The sequence below is a fragment of the Halomonas llamarensis genome (assembly GCF_023555005.1).
In the GTDB taxonomy this organism is placed as follows: domain Bacteria; phylum Pseudomonadota; class Gammaproteobacteria; order Pseudomonadales; family Halomonadaceae; genus Vreelandella; species Vreelandella llamarensis.
The window spans coordinates 1-255 of the sequence record NZ_JAMJPJ010000143.1 but is presented as its reverse complement, the minus strand read 5'-3'; the positions used below and the strand labels follow the sequence as shown (position 1 = coordinate 255).

At 64.7% G+C, this 255-nt stretch carries 1 pseudogene; it reads left to right on the top strand.

Annotation, left to right across the window (positions count from 1 at the left end):
- Positions 1–255: pseudogene (locus tag M8006_RS17965) on the top strand (type VI secretion system tip protein VgrG); the annotation flags it as partial.

The following is a 255-nucleotide window of genomic DNA, read 5'->3' as shown; positions in this document are numbered from 1 at the left end:
TCTGTTTTACCCTCACCGACCACGATATCGATAGCCTCAACCAAGCGTGGCAGGTGGTGGCCGTGGTGCACCACGGCGAACAGCCCCAGGCCCTGGAAGAGGACGGGATGGCCCGGGGCGGCTATGAGAGTAACAATGGGGGGAACGGCGCTGCGTCGGCGCAAGCAGGCGAGCTGATGACCCGCTACCATAACGCGCTGGTGATCATGCCCAAGGCGCAGACCTTCCGCCCGACGCCCAATCCCAAACCCCGCG